Here is a 21492-nt window from a genome sequence, read left to right as displayed (position 1 = left end):
CTTCTTAATTCTTTTGCTTACTTTGATAATCATGAATAGCAGCCTTTATAGCATCTTCAGCAAGTACCGAACAGTGTATCTTCACTGGAGGTAAAGACAACTCTTCCACTATTCGAGTATTCTTTATCTGTGTAACGTCACTGATGGTTCTTCCCTTTATCATCTCTGTTAACAAGGAACTTGAAGCAATGGCAGAACCACAACCAAAAGTTTTAAATTTTGCATCTTCAATAACACCTTTGTCATTGACCTTTATCTGCAATTTCATTACATCACCGCACGATGGTGCACCAACTAAACCAGTACCAACATTTGGATCATTTTTATCCAGAGAGCCAACATTCCTTGGATTTTCATAATGATCTAAAATTTTCTCATTATAACTCATAAAATTACCTATAAACTGCTATTTTACATTATAACATATTTAGGTTAAAAACTAAAGGAAAACAATCGTTTTACGTGATTTTTACTTTCAAAATTCCCGTAAAACGACTGTTTAACTTTACAAATACACATAATACGTGTATTTCTTTACAATCAGCGTCTCTATGTTGTCATTAAGTTTATAATTTAAAAAGGAGTATTCCCTTGAGTTTGTTTAGTAACCTTTATAAAGGCTTGTTAAAAACTTCTTCTCGCTTTAGCGACGGGGTGAAAAGTATTTTTTCTGGCAAAAAAAAATTAGATCAGTCGCTTTTAGATGAATTAGAGGAATTGCTAATTAGCATGGACATTGGTCATAAAACTTCTAAGTTGATTATCGATAGGCTCACAAGCATCAAGTTTGACAAGGAAGTTGAACATAATATTATCTCGCAGCAGTTAATGAACGAAATAGAAGCTATATTGAGCCCAGTTGTACAGCCGTTAATTTTAAATAAAAAACCACATATAATAATGGTATGCGGAGTAAACGGTAATGGTAAAACCACGACTATAGGTAAGCTTGCATATAAATATAAGGAGATGGGAAAATCCGTTATGCTTGTTGCGTGTGACACATTTAGAGCTGCTGCTAGTGAGCAGTTAAACATTTGGGCAGAACGTTCTGATTGCTTGATTGTTACTGGAGAGTACGGTAGCGACTCTGCAAGTGTGGCATATAGAGCTGTAAGTCAAGCTATAAAAGATAACGTTGATGTTGTTCTAATTGACACAGCAGGAAGGCTGCAAAATAATGTGAACCTTATGGAGGAGTTATCAAAAATATATAGAACGATAAAGAAATTGGATGATACTGCCCCTCATGACGTTATTTTAGTTCTTGACGCAACTACCGGCCAAAATGCTTATAGCCAATTAGAGGCATTTAGTAAGATGGTCCATGTTACCGGGCTAATCGTAACAAAGCTAGATGGCACCGCTAAGGGCGGAGTAGTAATTGGACTTGCAGAAGCTTATAAGGTAAAGTTACATGCTATAGGAATTGGCGAAAATATAGAGGACTTAAGGGAGTTTACTAGTAAAGAATTTGCTGAAGCATTATTTAATTGTAATTAAAGACTTCTCTTAATTCCCTTACATGACCAAGCTTAATTATCTCAATATCATGAGAAGAATAATTGCCATTTTTAGGCATAATTGCTTTTTTGAATCCTAACTTTTGTGCTTCTTTTAGTCTGAGATCAGCATGCGAGACATTCCTAATTTCTCCTGAAAGTGCAACTTCACCGCAGATTATTGAAGAAGTTGGCAGCGGTAAATTTACTACACTTGAAATAAGGGAAGCAGCAACAGCAAGATCAGCCGATGGTTCCTGTATTTTGAGTCCCCCTGCAATGTTTAGGTATACCTCTTTATCATGCAAAAACATTTTGCAACGAGCATTTAGCACCGCAATGATCATAGCCAATCGATTAATATCCCACCCAACTACTGCCCTTCTTGGGGTTGCCATATTAGTCCCTGCTATTAATGCTTGCACTTCCATTAAAATTGGTCTTGAACCTTCAATTCCTGCAAATACGGCGCTGCCAACTACTTCTCTGTCATGGGCCATCAGAAACAATGATGATGGATTATCAACAGGCACAAGTCCTGCTTCAGACATCTCAAAAACACCAATTTCATTTGCAGGGCCAAATCTATTTTTAATAGTACGCAAAATGCGATATTGATTGCTATTTTCACCTTCAAAATATAATACCGTATCCACCATATGCTCCAGAGTTTTGGGTCCAGCTATTTGTCCATCCTTAGTTATATGACCAACTATTAAAAGAGAAACACCATATTGTTTCGCAAGAATAGTTAATTCATGTGCGCAAGTACGAACCTGAGTTACAGTTCCTGGTGCCGATGTAATTCTGCTATCATACATTGTTTGTATAGAGTCAATTACTAAGAATTTAATACTTTTGTTTTCCTTTATTGTTGCTACTACATCAGTTAAAGACACTGTAGATAAAAGCTTAATTTTAGGTTCATTTATCTTAAGACGCTTTGCTCTGAGACTCACCTGCTCTAAAGACTCCTCGCCGGATACATAAAGACATTCAAAAGAGGAAAGTTGCACAACATTAGCTGCAATTCTAAGCAAAAGGGTGGATTTTCCAATACCAGGTTCTCCACCAATTAAAATGCTAGCACCTTGAACGATACCCCCACCAAAAACTCTATCTAATTCTTCTATTCCTGTTAAAAAACGACTTGGAGTGATAATTTCGCTACCCGATAACGTCTTTATTAAAATTGGTGCAGATATACTTCTTTTGCCCGTTTTTACTGCTATTTCCTCAACAATTGTATCCCAATTGTCACATGCGATGCACTTCCCTACCCACCTACCAGTGCTGTGACCACAGGATTGACATACATATACAGTTTTCATCAAAGCCAAAATTATTTTGTTGTAATTGTAATAAAAATTAGCTGAATATGCGAAGTAAATCTATAGCTAACCCAAGAAAGGGTTCCCTATGTCATACCGCGATTCATTCGCGGTATCTCAAAGCATAGATCCCGCTAACACGTAGCGGGATGACGAGGTCATGCCACCGCGCGAACCGTCATACCGTCACGGTATCTCTTAGCCGCTAACACGTAGCGGGATGACGGTTGTCGTTTAGCCATAAACATTAAGAAATTTACCAAACGAAAAAAAAGGCAAAAGAAGCCCTGGGGTTATTATCCGCTTTAAAATATTGGCGTTTTTTATGTTTTAAACGCTTGACAAGCAAGATTTAGCTGCTTTTAATTGCAACTAACTTACGCTGCAAATGTTTAAGAAATTTACTAAGCAGAAAAAAAGACAAAGAATCCCCGAGTTAGCTAGTCTTTTACTATCTCTGTCGAGTATTGGCATTTTTTGATGTCTTGTAACGCTTTATAAGCGCGTTCAGCTTATTTAGATAAAAATCTAGATGTAGATGAAGTTTTGTAAAGACATACAGTATCTATATACTGCAAAAAATTGAACATAAGACGCCAATACATTAAGTAATCCTTACCTTTTAATCTGCAGATTGGCGAAAGCAAATACAATAGCTTCAGTTTTATGATAAGGGGGCTGGCGAAGGGTGTCAAGCAAGTTTTTTGTTTCTATTCCCAATGTTATATGGTTATGTAATACCAATTCTCATTACTAGTGAATCAAATAAGCGGCATTGCAGAGTTTTTTAATTGTGGAGTGAGAAAGAGAGGTAATAAATTTGCACAAAGCGCTCTCAAGCAAAGCAATTGTGTCGTAGATTTTGTTACGCAAAATGTTCTGTTTTATATATAACCAAAACCTCTCAACAGGATTGAGGTCAGGTGAGTATGGTGGTAGGTATATAATGTCGATATTTTTAGGTACTTTTAAATTTTTTGACTTATGCCAACTAGCACAATCCATGATAAGAAATGCCTCCCTTGTTCCTAAATATTGTGACATCTGCTCAAGGAATATATTCATACAATCAGTATTGACGTTTGAGCTAGAACTTTCTCCATTTCTGGGATTAACTGCACTATAGAGATAAAAATTTTGCCTACCTAGTTTTACCTTAACCTGTGTCCTAATGCCTTTTTTAAACCACCCGTGTCCAATCTTTGAATGTGTCCCAAACCGCGATTCATCGAAGAAAAATAGCTCTTTTTCAGGATACATGACAATAGTTTCATTAAGATTTTTTTTAAATTCCTCTTGTTTACTTTTATCTTGTCCGTTATGCACTGGTCTTGGTGTGATATATGAGAATTTCATTCTTTGCATATTACGGTGTACTGTAGATTTGCTGATATTCAAACCAAACTTTTCTTGAATTCTTATTTTCATTTCTTTTATAGTAATATTGGGGTTTTCCTCTATCCACACCTCAACTTGTTCACGTTGACTTTGATTCAATATAGTTTTTCTACGGCGTTGAGGCGGAGCAAATAATTTTTCTTCTCTGCCAAATTTTAGGTCATGCAGTAAGTGCCTTTCTTGAAATGCAGCATATCTTTGCTACGGCTGTTATACTGTGCTTTTTTGCTGCAATTACAGCATTTAGTTTTTTTGCAACATATGCGTTATTTCTTACTTTCTTCAGCATTTCTTTTGCTGATTCCACCACTTTTTCATCCAATAATTTTGATCTTAATGCCATTTAAACCTCGCTACTTTACTTACTTCAGTATGGCTTTTTTTCTATTATTGTCTATCCGTTACTTGTGTAGCGGGAATTGGTATTACCACGAAGTCTAACTAAGTTCTTGCTTGTCCCTTCCATCGGCATTGCTATCTTTATTTTCAATAAAATTATTGTCCTATGCTCTTTTGATGTTTATTGATAATAAAATTCTGTTTTATCAACCAACATCCTATGCATAATTACAGCTAATTTTCTTGCTACTGCTACAATTGCTTTTTTCATTCCTTTTTTCTTCGCAACCCCAGTTTTTTAATTTAAATGTCCTCTTGGTAACTGTAAGCATTGTTTGTGCAGCTTCATAACATACTTCTACATTCCGGTGGTCCCATCTTTGATATGCTGCCATGCCGATCAACTTCTCCAGAAGAATATTGCCTTGGTGTCAACCCTATATACCCCAGTTGCGGATTAGCCAACGAAGTAAAGCTTAGAAATGCAGCGGCTGTATGGAATATGAAACAAGCGTAGAAAAAATGTGTACCAAAAAATTTATCGGTGATCTATGGCGAGTATGCTCAATCTCAAATTTGTTTTTCAGAGAGCCAAAAACTGTCTCAATAATCGATCTTTTTCTTAACAAAATCTTCTCATTTAGCGCCATTAATGAGTTTTTCATACCCTTTTTTATACTGGTTACAAGCTTTAACCCTCTATCGAATAATTCGTGAAAAAGATCTTTTTTGATATATCCTTTATCTCCAAACAATAATCCAGTCAATTTCTTAGTTAAATTTGGCACAGGTATCAACGTTGCCTTTTATCACCGTAACCCCTTGAATTTCGCCAGTTTCATTGATTACTAGATGTACCGAAAAACCACCCATAAGTAGTCTTTCCAATCTTTGCCAACCCTTTGAAAACTTTGTTTCTCGAGGTCCTTTTTGGATGGCAAACAGCGATAGATGTTGCATCTATGTACGAAATCCCTGTCACTTTTGACTGTTCGCAAAACCATTGCATTAAGAGCGCTAAATACCATAAATCCGCGATTTTAACCTGATAAACCTACTATAGGATGGCAATTTTGGAAACGCTGATTCGTATAATAATTTCAAATAATGCACATAGAAAATTTTAAAATTGTCGCACTTGATATAGCAATATTATGGTAAAAATCTCTGAATGCGTAATCTCTGGCGTTCTGGTTGGTTTTTTGCCACTTGGTAGAAGTTTTTCTGCAAAATTTTCATCGACTGTATTGCAAAAATCATCGACTATACAAAAGATTTCTGTTACTTTCTCTTTCATTGGTAACCTCCTATTTTAGGAATGAATATCAAATACCTCGGAGTTTACCCTATTTCCTTACCTTTTCTATTTTTTCTAATTTACAACTGGGGTTAGCAGTGCTGTGAGAATGGTTGAAAGCGCAAAAGAAAACCTCTCGGAAGTTAAAAATATACTGGTCGATGCAGGTTATACAGGAGAAAATTTTGCAACTAAAATAAAAACGATTATTGGAGCAACTGTAGAAGTAATAAAACGAAGTGAATTACATTCCTTTGCTGTATTGCCACAAAGATGGGTTGTAGAGCGATCTTTCGCTTGGTTAGAAAAATGCAGACGATTGTGGAAAAATTGCGAGCGAAAACTTAACACTAGCCTACAAATGGTCGTTCTTTCCTTCATTTCTCTTCTATTGAGAAGATTTTAAACAGGTTCTAAATCTTTATTTTAAAAATGTCATATTGACCACCGGTACCTGAAAATACTATTCCAATTGATCAGAGCTATCCATTTCCTTAATTTTTGTAACGTTGTCATAGGAGTACTATAACTTTAGTATCAACTATGTTTTATTGTTTTTGCATTTAAAAAAATTTAGCTTATTCAAGCAGCATTTTGCCTTTTTTTGGATGTAGGGATTTTTTAGGAATTGTCTTCTTGAATTCTATGGTATTTTGTTTAACATTGAAACAAGATTCCAGTGTCAGCTACTTGCATGACATTGTTGGTTAATGTTTTATGGCTTTACGATAGCTATACAACTTATCTTAAAAGCAATATAGTGTTTACTATACAATGCATCAAAGATAGTAAGTAAAGTCTATGGAATTTCAAATCGCTACACATTTTCAACCGGCTGGGGATCAACCACAGGCAATCGATAGCTTAATTGCAGGGCTAAATAGCAATAAAAGAGATCAGGTTTTGCTTGGAGTTACTGGTTCTGGGAAAACTTTTACTATGGCAAATGTTATTGCAAGGACAAACAGGCCTGCATTAATTATGGCACACAATAAAACTTTAGCAGCACAGCTTTATGAGGAAATGAAAGGATTGTTTCCCCATAATGCTGTTGAATACTTCATTTCTTATTATGATTATTATCAACCTGAAGCCTATTTACCACAAACTGATACTTATATCGAAAAAGATTCTGCAATTAACGAAAGAATTGAGATGCTGCGTTATTCCACCGTCTGCTCCCTTTTGGAGCGCAGGGATACGATCGTAGTTGCCAGTGTTTCCTGCATATACGGTCTTGGTTCGCCTGAGAGCTACCGCAGCATGATCATACCGCTTAGTGTTGGAAATAAAATTCGTATTAATGATTTCCTGAGCAACTTAACTGATCTTCAATACAAGCGCTCTGATGCCAGGTTTGAGAGAGGATATTTCAGAGTGCGCGGCGATATTATTGATATATTTCCTTCCCATTATGAAAATAAAGCTTGGCGTTTATCGTTATTTGGCGATGAAATAGAAGAAATTTCTGAAGTTGATGCTATAACGGGCAATGTTACCAAAGGCGTAAATAAAATCACCATTTTTCCAAATAGCTATTACATAACCCCGCGTGAGGCTTTGTTGCAGGCAATTGAACTAGTCAAAAAAGAGCTGCATGAACGCTTGGATTATTACTACTCGCAAAATAAGATTGTTGAAGCAAAGCGCCTCGAGCAACGCACTAATTTTGATATCGAAATGATGAGAACAACAGGAATATGTAAAGGTATTGAAAATTATTCGCGTTATCTCTATGGAATGGAAGCTGGGGATCCACCGCCTACTTTGTTTGAATATTTACCCAAAGACGTAATTTTATTTGTTGATGAGAGTCATGTCACCGTTCCTCAGGTTGGTGCGATGTACAGTGGTAATGAGGCGCGTAAAAAGAAATTGATTGACTATGGCTTCAGGCTCCCTTCCGCTTTTGATAATCGTCCATTAAAATTTGAAGAGTGGGAGGGAGTTAGGCCGCAGACTGTTTACATTTCAGCCACTCCAGGAAAGTATGAGTTGGCAAAGACCAATAATGTATTTATAGAGCAAGTTATCCGTCCAACAGGGCTTACAGACCCAATCTGCATTGTAAAACCAATAGAGAGTCAAATTGATGATGTAATTCATGAGGCACAAGTGACAATAGGGAAGGGATTTTGTGTTTTAATCACTACATTGACGAAAAAGATGGCTGAAAATTTAGCTGAATATATGAGTGAATTGAATATGAGAGTGAGTTATTTGCATTCTGATATTGCTGCGCTGGAGAGAATAGAAATTATATACAAATTGAGATCTAAAGAAATCGATGTTTTAGTAGGTGTTAACTTGCTGAGGGAAGGTCTTGATATTCCAGAGTGTGGGTTGGTTGCAATTTTGGATGCTGATAAAGAAGGATTTTTGCGATCGGAAACTTCATTAATTCAAACGATTGGTCGTGCTGCACGTAATGCTGAAGGTAGAGTAATTTTGTATGCAGATAAAATCACTGGTTCTTTAGATCGTGCATTGAGAGAGACCGAAAGAAGAAGAAAAAAACAAGAAGAACATAATATATTGCACAATATTATCCCGAAGACTATAATAAAACCTATATCAAACACCTTACAGGAGAGGGCAATAGCAGAACCGAAAGTAAATACTAATAAGGATGATTTGAGAAAGCAAATGATAGAGCATGCTAAAAATTTGGAGTTTGAAGAAGCAGCAAGAATAAAAAAAATTATTGTAAGGTTAAGTAATATATGATGCTATGGGCATAGCATGAAAGTGTAAATAATTTTATTGATATCTTTATATTAATACTTTTTAAACATTTAGTACCATGCAATACTTACAATGGATGAGAAAAATTAACACCAGTGCTCTCAGGGTCAGCTAATAAAACACTTAGGTGGCTGAGAGCAGTGGATTAGGTACAACTGTTAACTTTTTTCTCCTGCAAGTATTGCTCGATCTTAGTAGCATCCATTTTAGTTCTAACAGTGGAAGTACTGGAGTTCGATGAGACTGACGACCCACCACTAGCTTCTAGTCCATCTTCATCACTTCCAGTATCACTAGTCGATTTTTGTGAAGACGATCCTGAATAATCACTATCTTTAGAATTTGTAGAAGTGTTACCACTAATTTCTTGTTCATCAAAGAACTTAAAAAGTAAGCCTTTTTCTGCCTCCGAAGGTAAACCTGGGTGTAGTTGCTTTCCCTCCTTCTCAGGAGAAGAAAGGAGTAAGTTTAGCTTCTCTTTCCCACCAGGAGTATACAGCAAGTATTTTAACTGTGCATCCTCAAGAGAGTTGGAATCTAGTTTCTTCTGCAGCTTAGGACAAAGAAATGGGCGTAGTTCCTTCTTCTCGTCATTAGTAAGAGGTTTTTCTTGAGGAGAAGCCACTTTTGAGAGTGAAGAATTACGGTGAAGCCATTTTGCTAATTTGTCACGAAATGAACGGTGTGACATATTTTTAGGTTCTACACGAGAATAAATAAGTAAGGATATTATATTGCCTGCCTCAGGAGAGAAAGGTTTGGATATTCGCTCTCCCTCAGGAGACAAAAGTAAGGGTAATCGCTCCTTCCCTTCAGGAGAAAGAACTAAAGGTATCGTCTTTTGCCCCTCAGGAGAAGGTGAAAACAGCAGCTCTTTTCCCTTAGGAGAAAAAAGTGAATGCAGTTGTTGTTTATTCTCAGAAGAAAAAAGCGAGCATAGTTGCTTATTCCCCTCAGTAGAAAAAAGAAAGTCTAGTAGGTTTTCCTGTTCACGAGGATCCGAAATCGAGGATAACTGCTTTCCCGCCTCAGAAGAAAGAAGTAAGGGTAGTTGCTTCTTCCCTTCAGAAGAAGAAAAATAATCTAGAAAACACAAAAAAGCTTTTACTGTTTCATTACTAGCACAAGTAGAAAAATCCGCAAGTGGCAGTGACTGTGGCCGCTTATTGTCTACGGGAGGATTTAGATCTTTCCTTGATTCAGATATCCCTGGAACAGTACTAGTAGTTATAGAAGAATTCGACTGTGGCCACTCAAGCGACCCTAAACCACTATCTACAGAAATTTTAGAACTACGGTCCCCGGGCACATTTGGCTTGCTTACGGCATCTTGTGGCAAGTGTTCTGGAATACCACCAAAAGACGTGTTCTCTAGAGACTCTAATATACTAGATTGTCGTACCTTTGATGGAGTGCTACTACCTGAAAACGAATTACTTTCTGACCCTTTCCGGCTACTCGGAGATTCACTCTGTGGCTTTGCTTTAGAACACTCATCGTTACTTTCTAGATCACTTTCATCAGTAACTTGCTGTTTTTCAGGTTCCTCATTAGAAGCCACAGAATTTAAGGACATTGAATCATTCCATGCTGTAGGAAAAGGAGTCAATGATGGCCTATAGCTCACTTGCTGACCCTGAATCTTTATTAGCATACTTTCATCATCTGCCTGATCACCTTCCAATGCTCTCACACCCACCTGTGAGCAAGCCCCTTGCTCGCTTTTATCATGTTCTTCAGATTTCATACCCAAAATGTTCACATCTTTCAAACATGGAGAACGTGCAGAAAACTCAAGACTTGAGGACTTTTGATCATTCTTTGTCGTAAGTAGAATTGGTTTCGTCGATATTGTGTAATGAACTGGAGGAGTTATAACACGTGGAAAAGAAGTTAACGTTGATGGCAAAAAGTACGAATCCTCTTGCATACTTTCATCTCGTTTATCTATGTACGCGTATGAACTGGATGGCATGTCCGTTTGCTGAGAAGAAGTACTAGCCTGACCTATCTCTTCCCCCAGCACCCCCCGAAAAGGCTCTGTTTCTTTCTCTCTTTCTGATCCTTGCCTGGGATGCTTCTCTAACCCTTCACCACAACTTCGCTTGGGAAACTCCTGTGTCGGTGATGCTTCAGCTAATAGCGTTCGAGGAAGCCCAGGATCAATCTCTATTTGACCATCTTTATTGATTACAGAGTTTTCTATAATTACAGGAATTAAAAGAGCAATCTGTCTATTGGAAAAAGCATATACACCACCAAATCTACCTGATCGTGTGGTTTCAGTTTGACCTTTAATATCAGTCAAAAGATCATAACCAAATTGAGCATTAATCTTATTTGCCTCACCACGATTTAGGTACCTTGAAATATTACCCTCTTTGATTGTAGGTATAAAAGCAAAGCGATCTCCATTACTTATCTTGTCTTTATCGATAAACTCATCATAGTAATACCTGTGGATTGATATTTCAGTTAAGCGAAAGATTAGCTCGCCTATAGCATCCTTGTAGTGTTTAGCTTTCACTTTTAAATTATCACTGTGCTGAAGGTAAAAATTATACCCCACCTCTTTTTTAGAAGCTTCTGTTATATTTCTAATGAAACCAATATTTTCAACATCTTTAACATATACCTTATTGCCATCAATATGATAGAAATCTGAATAACTACAACCATGCTCCTCCATTTGTGCTTGAAGTGCCATCACAAAATACGTTTGCAGATTTGGGCCATTAAACAACAGACATTTTATATAACTAGATGACGGATCCATTTTTGCCTGCTTTATACTTGCGTTTAAAGTCTCTTCAATGCGTTTTTTACCAAGATGATGTTTTTCATCAATTTTCTTAATCACTCGGTCTTCGACATCATTTTCAAATTCCTCAGCAAAGTGCACCTTGAGATTAAAAATTACTCTAGAGTCTATAGGAACTGTGAGCTTAGTTATTCTTGTTTTCTTGTCATACTTTAACCATTTCTTATCAAAGTGAAATGGAAAAGATTCAAGATCAAAAACGTGACAAGCTACAAACTCATCAGAATAATATTCTCTTACTAAGTCTCTTGCCATCTGTGATAAGTACCTCTTTGCAGAGCGCCGACCACAATTAAACTTAACGACGATATTATCGCCCTCCACAACAAAATTAGTGTTGACTTTAGAGCCGTAATTACTAACGTTAAATGCATTAACCAGCTCCTTAACAAAATCTAAACTAGTCATAACTCCTCCCCTATCAAAATATTACTTTTCTTTATTTTTACTCCCAGCCTTATCAGCTTTAGTACCACTCATCCTCGTATAAGGATACTTACCACAATCATCAAACCTACTACGACCCTCGTGCATGTCTGGTCCACCACCTTCTCTAGGATTAGCTTTTAGCCAGGCAGCAGAATCATACCCACCAGAGCCTACCTTAAAACGAGGATCTCCTTGTGAACTAGAGCTCGCTTGTTGTTTTTTATCCATAATACCCTCCGTTAATAAAAATATTATGTAATCTATATATTATAAATAAATCATAAGTGCAACAACTTTTTTGCATTTTCATAAATTTTTTTTCATTTCCCTTTATAACCTCCTTTAGGCTGAACATTTATAGAATTAAGTTCTGATTCTGGTGAAATTTGATCCTGCTCAGCAAGTAATTCACCGCAAATTTTATCTATATCAATTGTTTCTTTGCCAGTATTACTACTCTTTTGTCCACCAATTGACCCTACTGTTTCTTTGCTAGCATTACCACTATTTCTCATATTTTGCTCACCAGTTGACCCTACTGTTGGTGTCTGCCCGCTAATATTCATGCTTTTCTTTTCTGATTTTTCACTAGACCGCCCTGTCTTTTCAACAAATATTGGCCCCTTCTCCGCAGGTTTCTGTGGACACACCTCTTTCTTCTGTTCCTCCGGCTTCGCTTTTTTCTCTTCTTTGTCCACTTTTTGTTTTTGTGAATTTTCATGAGATTTTCTTTCAAGCTCAGTAAGACGCAATAGATGTTTCAAAGGATCTGACACAATTTCAAGTTCTGGTTTGCTCAGAACAACCGGCCTTACAAATCCTGGTGAAATTTCAAAAAGGAAAACTGGCACTTTAGGTTTTTCTCTTTCATCCACTTTCATTTCTACGTTTTCGCAAACTTCTTTATTTTCTTCCTTTAATGATGTTTTTTCTGCTTTTTTATCTTCTTTTTCTGTAGATGCCTCTACCGCAGCCGCCAACTCAACTCCAAACATCTCTGCGAACATTGTAACAATCCATCCGACAACAGCCATTTGTAACCTGAGTTTCAGACCTTGCAATGCAGTTAATCTTTCTAACGCCCTTGCAAACTCTTCTTCTGATAACTCACCACTGCCTAATTTCTCCTGCAATTCTTTTATCTCTTTGTCCAACCTCTGATTGAAACTTAAATCGCGTGCAAAAATCTTCTTGATTAACTCCTTAAGCTTATCACGCAAAAACTTCATTATCGCAGCAATCAGGTTTTTTTCTTTCTTCTCCTTGAGCATTTGGTAGATTTTCGGATCATCTACATCTACTTCAAAAAGGGTAAAGAGAGATTCAAAGAAATTCCAGAAATCTCCGAGTACTCTTCCTTTTTCACCAGTGAAGTAATCCTCATCATCACCTTGCCCGATATGTAGCTCTGCTTGAGATGATATTTCATCGATACAACTAGAAGCCTGACGCTCACACTCGAGCCTCCTGAGCAAATCTTGTCTGGTGAGCTCCTCTATGGCTGCTTTTAGTTCATTTAGCTTCTGCTCTGCAGAGAAATCTTGCTCCCTGATTTTTCCTTGGAAGATCGAGCTACCGTTTCCGTTATTATCTGAAAAATTTTCCATTATTTTTGCCTCCTCAATAAAATTACTGCCTTTGTTGTTACCTGAAAAGCTTTCCACCATTTTTACTTCCTTCATAAAACTTAATAATTTAATTCTACAGTACTAAATATTTAAGAACTATTAATGTAAAGATGTCAATAAAATTATTTACATCTTTACACTATATATATATTATATCATGTGCTATTTAACCTTTCAATAATATTTTTTATTTTTACTGCTTCTTCAAACTCTAGCATGCACTTTTCTTAAATTATCCTTATTAATATTTGCTTTTGCCTCTATCCCACTTTTTCTTGTAAAGTATTTGATATAGATTTTATTATACTCTTTGGCATAACATTTGCAACATACTTTATCTATAAATGGAAATTATTATACTTGCAGCTAGACACAATTTGAAATAATTTACACTATAAAGTTAAGGAACGAGATCCCAGTGTCACGCACTGGGATGACAGCAGTCCTACGTCATACCGCGATTCATTCGCGGTATAGATTCCGCTAACAAGTAGCGGAATGACGAATTTTTGTTTTTCAAATTATCGTAAGTCACTTTAGCTATATCAGACAATAGAGGCAGTGCGTAGAGGAGCTCACCAGACAAGATTTGCTCAGGAGGCTCGAGTGTGAGCGTCAGGCTTCTAGTTGTATCGATGAAATATCATCTCAAGCAGAGCTACATATCGGGCAAGGTGATGATGAGGATTACTTCACTGGTGAAAAAGGAAGAGTACTCGGAGATTTCTGGAATTTCTTTGAATCTCTCTTTACCCTTTTTGAAGTAGATGTAGATGATCCGAAAATCTACCAAATGCTCAAGGAGAAGAAAGAAAAAAACCTGATTGCTGCGATAATGAAGTTTTTGCGTGATAAGCTTAAGGAGTTAATCAAGAAGATTTTTGCACGCGATTTAAGTTTCAATCAGAGGTTGGACAAAGAGATAAAAGAATTGCAGGAGAAATTAGGCAGTGGTGAGTTATCAGAAGAAGAGTTTGCAAGGGCGTTAGAAAGATTAACTGCATTGCAAGGTCTGAAACTCAGGTTACAAATGGCTGTTGTCGGATGGATTGTTACAATGTTCGCAGAGATGTTTGGAGTTGAGTTGGCGGCTGCGGTAGAGGCATCTACAGAAAAAGAAGATAAAAAAGCAGAAAAAACATCATTAAAGGAAGAAAATAAAGAAGTTTGCGAAAACGTAGAAATGAAAGTGGATGAAAGAGAAAAACCTAAAGTGCCAGTTTTCCTTTTTGAAATTTCACCAGGATTTGTAAGGCCGGTTGTTCTGAGCAAACCAGAACTTGAAATTGTGTCAGATCCTTTGAAACATCTATTGCGTCTTACTGAGCTTGAAAGAAAATCTCATGAAAATTCACAAAAACAAAAAGTGGACAAAGAAGAGAAAAAAGCGAAGCCGGAGGAACAGAAGAAAGAGGTGTGTCCACAGAAACCTGCGGAGAAGGGGCCAATATTTGTTGAAAAGACAGGGCGGTCTAGTGAAAAATCAGAAAAGAAAAGCATGAATATTAGCGGGCAGACACCAACAGTAGGGTCAACTGGTGAGCAAAATATGAGAAATAGTGGTAATGCTAGCAAAGAAACAGTAGGGTCAATTGGTGGACAAAAGAGTAGTAATACTGGCAAAGAAACAATTGATATAGATAAAATTTGCGGTGAATTACTTGCTGAGCAGGATCAAATTTCACCAGAATCAGAACTTAATTCTATAAATGTTCAGCCTAAAGGAGGTTATAAAGGGAAATGAAAAAAAATTTATGAAAATGCAAAAAAGTTGTTGCACTTATGATTTATTTATAATATATAGATTACATAATATTTTTATTAACGGAGGGTATTATGGATAAAAAACAACAAGCGAGCTCTAGTTCACAAGGAGATCCTCGTTTTAAGGTAGGCTCTGGTGGGTATGATTCTGCTGCCTGGCTAAAAGCTAATCCTAGAGAAGGTGGTGGACCAGACATGCACGAGGGTCGTAGTAGGTTTGATGATTGTGGTAAGTATCCTTATACGAGGATGAGTGGTACTAAAGCTGATAAGGCTGGGAGTAAAAATAAAGAAAAGTAATATTTTGATAGGGGAGGAGTTATGACTAGTTTAGATTTTGTTAAGGAGCTGGTTAATGCATTTAACGTTAGTAATTACGGCTCTAAAGTCAACACTAATTTTGTTGTGGAGGGCGATAATATCGTCGTTAAGTTTAATTGTGGTCGGCGCTCTGCAAAGAGGTACTTATCACAGATGGCAAGAGACTTAGTAAGAGAATATTATTCTGATGAGTTTGTAGCTTGTCACGTTTTTGATCTTGAATCTTTTCCATTTCACTTTGATAAGAAATGGTTAAAGTATGACAAGAAAACAAGAATAACTAAGCTCACAGTTCCTATAGACTCTAGAGTAATTTTTAATCTCAAGGTGCACTTTGCTGAGGAATTTGAAAATGATGTCGAAGACCGAGTGATTAAGAAAATTGATGAAAAACATCATCTTGGTAAAAAACGCATTGAAGAGACTTTAAACGCAAGTATAAAGCAGGCAAAAATGGATCCGTCATCTAGTTATATAAAATGTCTGTTGTTTAATGGCCCAAATCTGCAAACGTATTTTGTGATGGCACTTCAAGCACAAATGGAGGAGCATGGTTGTAGTTATTCAGATTTCTATCATATTGATGGCAATAAGGTATATGTTAAAGATGTTGAAAATATTGGTTTCATTAGAAATATAACAGAAGCTTCTAAAAAAGAGGTGGGGTATAATTTTTACCTTCAGCACAGTGATAATTTAAAAGTGAAAGCTAAACACTACAAGGATGCTATAGGCGAGCTAATCTTTCGCTTAACTGAAATATCAATCCACAGGTATTACTATGATGAGTTTATCGATAAAGACAAGATAAGTAATGGAGATCGCTTTGCTTTTATACCTACAATCAAAGAGGGTAATATTTCAAGGTACCTAAATCGTGGTGAGGCAAATAAGATTAATGCTCAATTTGGTTATGATCTTTTGACTGATATTAAAGGTCAAACTGAAACCACACGATCAGGTAGATTTGGTGGTGTATATGCTTTTTCCAATAGACAGATTGCTCTTTTAATTCCTGTAATTATAGAAAACTCTGTAATCAATAAAGATGGTCAAATAGAGATTGATCCTGGGCTTCCTCGAACGCTATTAGCTGAAGCATCACCGACACAGGAGTTTCCCAAGCGAAGTTGTGGTGAAGGTACGCTAACAGAGGCTAATATTCAGGATCAGAAAAGATCATCATCGATTCCTTCTTTTAGAGCATGGGATAGTTCAACATTCTTAAATTCTGAAGATTCTCTAAAAGATACGGAGAACATTTGTAATGAGGAACCTGAAAAACAGCAAGTTACTGATGAAAGTGATCGAAAAAGTAGTGATGAGTATTCTGAAGCAAAGTCACAAGATAGTAAATCTCCGAAGAAACATGGGGGTGGTGTTCAAAAAATAAAAAAATTTTTCTTTTCACATTTTAAGAAGCAACATGACGTAAACCTTAAGCGACATGATGAAGGGCGTGATTCGGTGTGTTTGATATCTTCAAGTGTAAGTGCTCCTGGGGGTTCTGTAAGTAAAAAGCCACCTATTTCTAAACGACTTTCATTACCAAATAGAGTAAGAGCAGAAAATAATTCACCCTCAAAAGAGACTTCTCCTGTAAGTTCTCTAGATGGTGATCCAGGCCCGTCACAAGGTACTATTTCGGGGAAAGGGGAGGTACTACCTGTAGAGTATAGATCTGATAACTCTAGTTCTAAAAAAGTTGATAGAGATAGTGGTTTTTGTTCTATGGGTTCTCCTGATGTGCAACATAAGGGAAGTGTCTCTTCAGAGCTTAAACATCCGCAACAGGTAAAGCATACGTCAGAAGCTTTGGGGAAAGAAATTTAGGTTTTTAGATATATCTTAACCACCCAAGTGTTTTATTAGGGTTGGGACCAAAATCCCTGACCCTGAAAGCACTGGTGTTAGTTTTTCTCATCCATTGCAGATATTGCACCGTACTATCCACTTGATCATCGTAGCGAGCTTCTGGGAACATTAAAATTTCGTACTCAAAATCATTGAGCCATACCGCTTGATGCGGCAGAAAAACCCTGCCAGACTCTATCACCGGAACAATTTGATAAAATCGAGTGAGTTTGTCATTGTGTGGCACAATTTCAATAATCGGTAGATCGCTATTTGCTTTTAGCTCTTGTGTTAATTGTTGACTACTCGTTTTTGCTTCGATCAAAATTGCGTGTGGTGCCCATCTTGCAGCTAGTGACAGAACTTGCTCTTTAAGCTTTGGGTACTCAAGCTTTGCTCGATATACATCAAGTAAATAGAATTTATTATCTATTTTTGCCCAGGTGGTGCAGACGCTAAAATCGCTGGAATCGTTTGTTGAAACTGCAGTGTCCCAGCTTTGAGTTACATGTGAGAGATTATCAGGGAAATTTTATAGCGCTTTAGCCACTCTTGTTTTATTATACCACTTGAAAGCGGCAGGGGGTTTTGTTGATATTGAGCAGCAAAAGCGTAACTCCCGAGTTCAACTTTTATCATCTCAACTTCTTCTCTTCCTCCCTCCAGGGGATATAATAACTCATTCTCTTCTCTTGAATATAAACCTTTTTCTTGTGTTATAATTGAGTCGATTATCTCCACTTTTTCAGAAATCATTGGCAAACAAATGTGATGCCATATGTTTTTTGGCTTGGATAAGAGGTGCCCTGTTAAGTCTTCCAGGTGGAGCCTATGCATCACAAGCACAATTACTCCTTTTTTTCTATCGTTGAGTCTCGTTACTAAAGTCTGATCGAACCAGTTTGTGGCACGTTTTCTAAATGTTTCACTCAAAGCTTGAGCAGGGTTAAGCGGATCATTCACAATAATAAAGTCACCACCTTCACCGGTTAATGTTCCTCCAACTGATGTTGCGATTCTGTATCCTCTCTGTACTGTTTGGAATTTGTATTTAGTGTTCTGGTCTTTGGATAGTTCTACCTCTGGAAATAGCTTTTTATACCAATCAGATTGCATTATGCACCTGGTATCGAGCGAATGTTTTTCACTAAGCAACTTAGAATAACTTGCAACTATTATTCTTGCAGTTGCCCAGTATCCATGCGGGCCACGCAACACTCATACATATGGACTTCATTGAACGCGGAGGCATATTGAATATTATGCGCCTTACTTCGCCAGCATTTGCTGCTTCCAGCCTGTCTGCTATGACTTTTATGTACTGATAATCATTATACTCACATCCCGGCACCACTGTTTGAAAGCACAGTTCAATGAATTTTAGAAAGTTCATGTTAGACCTCCTATAGTATCACCCAAGTAACCCCTATGGTGTCATCCAAGTAGCAGACACTGGTTCCTTTATGACGGCGTCATGCAAGTAGCTGACACTGGATCCAGTTTTTATTATACAGCTGCTCAATGTGCTCATTACAGTGAAGTTTCCAGTGTCTGGGCACTGGGATGACATCCTTTGGTTTTTTATATGGTTATGCAAGAAATCTAGTGTAGATTTTAATTTATTTTATAAGATTGAAGTGTTACAGTAGCGAGCTTACAACACTACTGTTTTGTAAATTTAGTGAATAAAATTACTTCTTTAACTTTATTGAAGCGAAAAATTGATTTCCATTGCGGTAAATGAGCAACATTATTGAATCTTTACCGTTTTTCTTTACTGCTGAATCAACTTGTTTTTGAAAATCATTAGTATTTTCTATATCGGTTCCATCTAATTGGATAATAATGTCTCCTTTTTTAATACCACGCAACGTGGCATTACTGTTACTATCTACATTGGTAACTATCACACCTTTTGTAGGTACATTATTTTTACTTTCTTTTGATTCTTTTGGCAGATTTGAAACAGTTAAACCGGTTACATAATCAGATGTTGATTTATTTTCTTCTTGATTGTTATCTTGGCCATCATTTGTAGATTCTCCGATCACAACTTTAATATTAACCTCTTTGCTCTTTCTAAGTAACTTAACTTGCACTTTTTTCTCAGGTCCAGCTCTTGAAACCATTTGAGGTAATTGTGTCATTCTATCGATTTTTTTACCGTCAAATTCTAATAATATATCACCTACTTTAATCCCACCTTTTTCTGCAGGACTATCCTTTACTATACTTGCAACCAATGCGCCTTTTATATCTTTTAAACCCAAGGACTCAGCAAATTCTTTCGTTATAGGCTGAACTTGCACACCAAGCCAACCATGTTTTATTTTTTTGCCACTTTTTAATGTGTCAATAATTGACATAGCTAAATTAGATGGTATGGCAAAACCTATACCCACATTGCCGCCAGACTCAGATGGAGAATAGATAGCAGTATTAATACCTATAACTTTTCCATTTAAATCAAATAACGGTCCTCCAGAGTTACCCCTATTAATTGCAGCATCAGTTTGAATAAATTCATTCATAGTGCCAATACTAATGTCCCTGGACCTTGCAGATATAATTCCTGTGCTTACAGAGCCACCCAAACCAAATGGGTTACCTATTGCCATAACCGTATCACCAACCCTTGCTTTATCAGAATCACCAAATGCAACAGAAGAAAGATCTTTATCAGAATTAATCTTAAGCACAGCAAGATCAGTTCTTGCATCATAGCCTAAAACTTCTGCTTTGAAATAAGTATTATCGTTCATAGTAACTGTGATATCTTTGGCGTTTTTAATAACGTGATAATTGGTTACTATAGTTCCACCTTTATCTATAATAAACCCAGAACCAAGCAACACCACCTCTTTGTTAACACTAGGGCCCCTATCCATAAAAAACTGATCAAAATGCTCAAAAAACTCTCTAAAATCATCAAAAAAATTATTTCCTGGCATAGATGGAACTCTAGTTCTGCTGTTATTTTCTTGTTTGATGATTTGTTCGCTTGAAATATTTACAACCGCAGGAATGAGTTCTTCCACTAAATCGGCAAGTCCTTGATTACAGTTGCATGCAGTAGTGCTAGCATCAACGACCTTTTTTGCATTCCAATCAAACATATTAGCATACGAAGAAAACGCAATTAGAAAATATGCAAATATAGATAAAATAAATGCCTTACTTTTCATAAATTATTTCCATCCTTTATTTAAAATATCTAAAAAGTTATTGTTTGGTGAAAGTACAAATTTAGTATTATTTTCGGCAAATGATTTACTGTAAGCGCTCATAGAGCGATAAAAGTTAAAGAACTCTTCATCAACCTTAAATGCCTCATTATAAATTCTAGTTGCTTCAGCATAACCACGGCCCCTTATTTCGTACGATTCTTTTACTGCACTGGAGATAATTTCCCTTTTTAATTTATCAGCTTTTGATCTAACTTCCTGCCCAGCTTGCTCTCCTTCTGCTCTAATTTCTTTTGCTTCTTTTTCCCTTTCAGTTTGCATACGGCGAAATATTGCAGAACTATTTTCTTCTGGTAAATCTGCTCTCTTAATTCTTACATCTATTATTTCTATGCCAAATTTTTCAGCTTCAGAATAAACTCCACGCTGAATCAATTGCATAACCTCTGATCTTTTTTCATTCAACAAGCTAATCAACGAAAATCTGCCTATATTTTCTCTTATGTGAGCTTCTATAACCGGATATAATCTTCTAACCAGACCTGATTCATTCCTCACAGCCTGGTAAAAAGTAATAGGATTCGTTATTTTATATTTTGCATACGCATCTACTATAATACGTTTTTGATCTGCAGTTATCACTTCTCTTGGAGTTTTGTCAGGACTTAAATCTAAAACTCTTTTATCAAGAAACTCTACACTATTTATGAATGGCAACTTAAAATATAAGCCACTTTCCCTAACATCCCTTACAACTTTACCCAGTTGTATAACTATTGCTTGCTTTGTTTCTTGCACAACAAATATTGAATTAGATAAAGCAATCAATAAAACAACAAATACAGAAACAAAAACAATTTTAATATTACTACTCATGG

Annotated in this window: 14 protein-coding genes and 4 pseudogenes; 6 read left to right on the top strand and 12 right to left on the bottom strand. The window is 36.6% G+C overall.

The window, feature by feature from the left end:
• Window positions 1-4: 4 nt before the first annotated feature.
• Window positions 5-388: a Fe-S cluster assembly scaffold IscU gene (gene iscU, locus HUB95_RS01210; protein ID WP_209452456.1), complete on the bottom strand. Its 384-nt coding sequence runs from the start codon at window positions 386-388 to the stop codon at window positions 5-7.
• A gap of 203 nt (window positions 389-591) precedes the next feature.
• Between iscU and ftsY the strand changes: the two genes are divergently transcribed.
• The gene (gene ftsY / locus HUB95_RS01205) at window positions 592-1503 is read left to right on the top strand and encodes a signal recognition particle-docking protein FtsY (protein WP_015589234.1); all 912 of its coding nucleotides are present in this window, start codon (window positions 592-594) and stop codon (window positions 1501-1503) included.
• Here the strand turns inward: ftsY and radA are convergent.
• The 4 genes and pseudogenes from radA to HUB95_RS01185 form a co-directional block, all read right to left on the bottom strand.
• A complete protein-coding gene (gene radA, locus HUB95_RS01200; RefSeq protein WP_141457221.1) occupies window positions 1490-2833 on the bottom strand; it encodes a DNA repair protein RadA in 1344 nt (447 codons plus the stop codon). The two genes, ftsY and radA, sit on opposite strands and share 14 nt — an antisense overlap.
• A 753-nt stretch (window positions 2834-3586) precedes the next feature.
• Window positions 3587-4574: pseudogene (locus tag HUB95_RS01195) on the bottom strand (IS630 family transposase).
• 341 nt (window positions 4575-4915) lie between these two features.
• Window positions 4916-5005 (bottom strand): transposase, encoded by a 90-nt coding sequence (locus tag HUB95_RS06455; RefSeq protein WP_209452455.1) that lies wholly within the window; start codon window positions 5003-5005, stop codon window positions 4916-4918.
• 22 nt (window positions 5006-5027) lie between these two features.
• Window positions 5028-5867, bottom strand: a pseudogene (locus HUB95_RS01185) (IS982 family transposase).
• Between the two features lie 85 nt (window positions 5868-5952).
• On the opposite strand from HUB95_RS01185, the pseudogene HUB95_RS01180 reads away from it, so the two are divergent.
• Window positions 5953-6273: pseudogene (locus tag HUB95_RS01180) on the top strand (transposase); the annotation flags it as partial.
• 395 nt (window positions 6274-6668) lie between these two features.
• A complete protein-coding gene (gene uvrB / locus HUB95_RS01175) occupies window positions 6669-8594 on the top strand; it encodes an excinuclease ABC subunit UvrB (RefSeq protein WP_209452454.1) in 1926 nt (641 codons plus the stop codon).
• A gap of 163 nt (window positions 8595-8757) precedes the next feature.
• Here the strand turns inward: uvrB and HUB95_RS05975 are convergent, their stop codons facing one another.
• The 3 genes from HUB95_RS05975 to HUB95_RS01160 form a co-directional block, all read right to left on the bottom strand.
• The gene (locus tag HUB95_RS05975) at window positions 8758-11841 is read right to left on the bottom strand and encodes a hypothetical protein (protein WP_244662772.1); all 3084 of its coding nucleotides are present in this window, start codon (window positions 11839-11841) and stop codon (window positions 8758-8760) included.
• 21 nt (window positions 11842-11862) lie between these two features.
• Window positions 11863-12090, bottom strand: a complete 228-nt coding sequence (locus tag HUB95_RS01165; protein WP_015589227.1) for a hypothetical protein — start codon at window positions 12088-12090, stop codon at window positions 11863-11865.
• A gap of 92 nt (window positions 12091-12182) precedes the next feature.
• The gene (locus HUB95_RS01160; protein WP_209452521.1) at window positions 12183-13529 is read right to left on the bottom strand and encodes a hypothetical protein; all 1347 of its coding nucleotides are present in this window, start codon (window positions 13527-13529) and stop codon (window positions 12183-12185) included.
• Window positions 13530-14079: 550 nt separating this feature from the next.
• Here HUB95_RS01160 and HUB95_RS01155 point away from each other — a divergent pair.
• From HUB95_RS01155 to HUB95_RS01145, 3 genes are all read left to right on the top strand, one after another.
• Window positions 14080-15234 carry a hypothetical protein gene (locus HUB95_RS01155; RefSeq protein WP_209452453.1) on the top strand — a complete coding sequence of 385 codons (1155 nt, stop codon included), beginning with the start codon at window positions 14080-14082 and terminating at the stop codon, window positions 15232-15234.
• Window positions 15235-15326: 92 nt separating this feature from the next.
• Window positions 15327-15554: a hypothetical protein gene (locus HUB95_RS01150; protein WP_015589227.1), complete on the top strand. Its 228-nt coding sequence runs from the start codon at window positions 15327-15329 to the stop codon at window positions 15552-15554.
• A 21-nt stretch (window positions 15555-15575) separates the two neighbouring features.
• Entirely contained in the window at window positions 15576-17408 is a 1833-nt protein-coding gene (locus tag HUB95_RS01145; protein WP_209452452.1) for a hypothetical protein, read from the top strand.
• Between the two features lie 4 nt (window positions 17409-17412).
• On the opposite strand, the pseudogene terL reads toward HUB95_RS01145, so the two are convergent.
• The 4 genes and pseudogenes from terL to hflC form a co-directional block, all read right to left on the bottom strand.
• Window positions 17413-18822, bottom strand: a pseudogene (gene terL, locus HUB95_RS01140) (phage terminase large subunit).
• Between the two features lie 33 nt (window positions 18823-18855).
• A complete protein-coding gene (locus HUB95_RS05970) occupies window positions 18856-19026 on the bottom strand; it encodes a hypothetical protein (RefSeq protein ID WP_244662770.1) in 171 nt (56 codons plus the stop codon).
• A 94-nt stretch (window positions 19027-19120) separates the two neighbouring features.
• Entirely contained in the window at window positions 19121-20614 is a 1494-nt protein-coding gene (locus HUB95_RS01130; RefSeq protein ID WP_015589225.1) for a DegQ family serine endoprotease, read from the bottom strand.
• Window positions 20615-20617: 3 nt separating this feature from the next.
• On the bottom strand, window positions 20618-21490 hold the full coding sequence (hflC, locus tag HUB95_RS01125; RefSeq protein ID WP_015589224.1) for a protease modulator HflC: 873 nt from the start codon (window positions 21488-21490) through the stop codon (window positions 20618-20620).
• Window positions 21491-21492 lie beyond the last annotated feature (2 nt).

Origin of the sequence: Wolbachia endosymbiont of Ceratosolen solmsi, from assembly GCF_017869155.1 — a bacterium.
GTDB classification, from domain to species: Bacteria; Pseudomonadota; Alphaproteobacteria; order Rickettsiales; family Anaplasmataceae; genus Wolbachia; species Wolbachia pipientis.
The sequence above is the reverse complement of the archived record's forward strand: the minus strand, read 5'-3'. Positions and strand labels throughout refer to the sequence as shown.

Excerpts from the sequence above, each read along its gene's own strand:
- radA (WP_141457221.1), bottom strand. The coding sequence starts at position 2,833 with ATGAAAACTGTATATGTATGTCAATCCTGTGGTCACAGCACTGGTAGG.
- HUB95_RS01165 (WP_015589227.1), bottom strand. The coding sequence starts at position 12,090 with ATGGATAAAAAACAACAAGCGAGCTCTAGTTCACAAGGAGATCCTCGT.
- HUB95_RS01150 (WP_015589227.1), top strand. The coding sequence starts at position 15,327 with ATGGATAAAAAACAACAAGCGAGCTCTAGTTCACAAGGAGATCCTCGT.
- hflC (WP_015589224.1), bottom strand. The coding sequence starts at position 21,490 with ATGAGTAGTAATATTAAAATTGTTTTTGTTTCTGTATTTGTTGTTTTA.
- HUB95_RS01160 (WP_209452521.1), bottom strand. The coding sequence starts at position 13,529 with ATGGTGGAAAGCTTTTCAGGTAACAACAAAGGCAGTAATTTTATTGAG.
- iscU (WP_209452456.1), bottom strand. The coding sequence starts at position 388 with ATGAGTTATAATGAGAAAATTTTAGATCATTATGAAAATCCAAGGAAT.
- uvrB (WP_209452454.1), top strand. The coding sequence starts at position 6,669 with ATGGAATTTCAAATCGCTACACATTTTCAACCGGCTGGGGATCAACCA.
- HUB95_RS05975 (WP_244662772.1), bottom strand. The coding sequence starts at position 11,841 with ATGACTAGTTTAGATTTTGTTAAGGAGCTGGTTAATGCATTTAACGTT.
- HUB95_RS01145 (WP_209452452.1), top strand. The coding sequence starts at position 15,576 with ATGACTAGTTTAGATTTTGTTAAGGAGCTGGTTAATGCATTTAACGTT.
- HUB95_RS01130 (WP_015589225.1), bottom strand. The coding sequence starts at position 20,614 with ATGAAAAGTAAGGCATTTATTTTATCTATATTTGCATATTTTCTAATT.